Source organism: Aquiflexum sp., from assembly GCF_041749095.1.
Classification (GTDB): domain Bacteria; phylum Bacteroidota; class Bacteroidia; order Cytophagales; family Cyclobacteriaceae; genus Aquiflexum.
Genome location: NZ_JBGTCA010000106.1, coordinates 1 through 2144 on the forward strand (window position 1 = coordinate 1; position 2144 = coordinate 2144).

Consider the following 2144-nt stretch of genomic DNA (forward strand, 5'->3'; position numbering starts at 1 on the left):
GATGAAAGAAGGTATTTTTAAAATAGACATGAACCAGAAGACTTTTGGCCATATTAAAGCAGGCACAAGCAAACTGGATCTTTCCCATCCATCAGTAGGTGCCATCCATGAAGATCGCCAAAAAAACCTATGGGTCATTACCAACGATGGTGTTTTGCACAAGTTCAATTTTCAAAAAAGTACACTGGTAAAATATCCGGCCAATGAACATCATTCAGGATTCAAAGGCAACATGTATGGCGGTATACTGGAAGATGACGAGGGATATTTATACTTGTATACCTGGAATTGGTATCACCATAGGTTTCATCCGGAAAAAATTTCAACCAATCCACGAAACGCAAAGTTTCAAATTTTGGTCAAGCGGAATAGTGAAATACTGAAAGATGAACCCGGTGGTTGGGCACCAAGAGGCGCTGCATTATCCAAAGATGGTGGAATTTGGATTGCCTATTACGATGGTGGTTTGGACAAATTCTACCCTAGAAGAGGGGTCTTTGAGCACTTTCGTCATCGACCCGGCTGTAAGGAATGCATTTCCTCGGATGCACTGTGGTCGGTTTTTGAGGCAAAAGATGGAAGTATATATGTTGGCTTCGAGACTGCAGGGTTTGATAGAATGGATCAGTTGGGCAAAACTACTAATTACCAGCAATGCAACAGTGATCTGAAGAGTAACTCGGTAAGATGCTTTCATGAGGATAGACAAGGTAATATTTGGATTGGTACTAGTGGGGGAGGGCTCAGTATGTTCCAGCCAACCCTAGGAAAAGTAACCTCATGGACTGTGGAGGATGGATTGGCAGATGATGTAGTGTATGGCATTTTAGAAGACCGCCATGGCAGGCTATGGTTAAGTACTGAAAATGGGATTTCTTGCTTTTCAGCGCCCAATCAAGACCATCCTGTGGGTTTTTTCAAAAATTACAACCATACTGATGGTTTGCAAAATAACGAGTTCAATATCAACTCCTATTTCCAAAGTGAAGACGGTTTTATGTATTTTGGAGGGAGCAATGGGATCACTTTTTTTCACCCTGATAGTATCCGTGATAACCAAATATTGCCTGAGGTGCGGTTAACTGGCCTGAAGCTGTTTAATAAGCCCATTATACCAGGTCAGTCCATTAATGGGCAGGTAGTATTGACCAAAAAGCTATCCCAAACAAAATTGATCGAGCTTAATCACCGTAACAAGGATTTTACCATTGAATTTACTTCCACCCATTTTTCAGCACCTGTTAAAAACCGGTTTTTTTACAATTTGCAAGGTTTCGATGATGATTGGAAAAGTACAAATTCTCAAAAACGCTTTGCCACCTATACCAATTTGAACCCTGGTAAATACACTTTTATGGTCAAAGCAGCCAATTGTGATGGGCTTATAAACGAAAATTATTCAACCATTGACATCGTGATCTTTCCGCCTTGGTGGTGGTCTATTTATGCCAAAATATTCTATGCGGTATTTTTGTTTTTAATGATTATTGGTATTTATAGGATCATTCATCTGCGAGCAGAATACAAGCATCAGGTGCTTTTACAAAGAGCCACCTTTCTAAAAAACAAAGAAATAGCTGAAAAAGCTCATGAAATTGATAAAATGAAATTGAACTTCTTCATGAATGTTTCACATGAGTTCCGCACCCCCCTTACATTGATCCTGGGTCCTTTGGAAAAGCTGTTGTCAATTGAAGGAAGCCAGAAATATAGAGATCAATTTGAAGTAATGCAGCGAAATGCAAAACGTCTGCTTCGTTTGATCAATCAACTATTGGACATGGGTAAGATGGAGAAAGGTTCTATAAGGGTCGAAAATGAACCATTGGAGATAGTTGAGGCTTTTTATCAGGTATGCCATTCCTTTGAATTGATTTCACAGCAAAAAAATATCTCTTTTTCAATATTTTCTGCTGCTAGGTCAAAATGGATATGGATGGATGAAGACAAAATCGAGAAAATTTTATATAACCTACTCTCAAATGCATTTAACCACACACCTGAAGGTGGCAAAATAGCCACTAGGTTGATTTTTTACTCAGAGAACAAAATCGGATTAGAAGTTGAAAATACCGGTTCTTTCATCCATACTGATGATTTACCTTATATTTTTGAAGCCTTTTATCAAGCAGGTCGAAAAAAAT

General features: G+C 38.9%; 1 protein-coding gene. It reads left to right on the forward strand.

Annotated features, from left to right (window positions below):
- Positions 1 to 28 precede the first annotated feature (28 nt).
- A partial coding sequence (locus ACEW8O_RS05870; protein WP_373493691.1) for a two-component regulator propeller domain-containing protein occupies positions 29 to 2144 on the forward strand: 2116 nt, incomplete at its 3' end.